At 65.0% G+C, this 611-nt stretch carries 1 protein-coding gene; it reads left to right on the forward strand.

Going from position 1 to position 611, the window contains the following annotated elements; translation table 11 throughout:
• On the forward strand, positions 1-611 hold a 611-nt coding region (locus tag Vse01_RS29185), incomplete at both ends, for a glycoside hydrolase family 11 protein (RefSeq protein WP_204019294.1).

The raw sequence follows: 611 nt of genomic DNA on the forward strand, positions 1-611 counted from the left end.
CGAACACGGAAGGTACCCACAACGGGTTCTTCTTCTCGTTCTGGAAGGACAGCGGCGACGCCTGCATGGTGTTGCGCGAGAACGGCCGCTACTCCAGCTCGTGGAGCAGGAGCACCAACAACTGGGTTGGTGGCAAGGGCTGGAACCCGGGAACCCGCCGTACGATCAGCTACTCGGGTAGCTACAACCCGGGTAACAACAACAGCTACCTCGCCCTGTACGGCTGGACCCGTAACCCGCTCGTGGAGTACTACATCGTCGAGAACTTCGGCAGCTACAACCCGAGCAGCGGGGCCACCCGGCTGGGCAGCATCACCACCGACGGCGGCACCTACGACATCCTGCGTAGCCAGCGGGTCAACGCCCCGTCGATCGACGGCACCCAGACGTTCTACCAGTACTGGAGCGTCCGGCAGCAGAAGCGCAGCAGCGGGACCATCACCACCGCCAACCACTTCGACGCCTGGGCGCGGGTTGGCCTGAACCTCGGTAACCACTACTACCAGATCATGGCGACCGAGGGTTACCAGAGCCAGGGAAGCTCGGACATCACCCTCTCGGAAGGCGGCACCCCCGGCCCCGGCCCGACCAACCCGACCACCCCGCCGCCC

Origin of the sequence: Micromonospora sediminimaris, from assembly GCF_016863575.1 — a bacterium.
In the GTDB taxonomy this organism is placed as follows: Bacteria; Actinomycetota; Actinomycetes; order Mycobacteriales; family Micromonosporaceae; genus Micromonospora; species Micromonospora sediminimaris.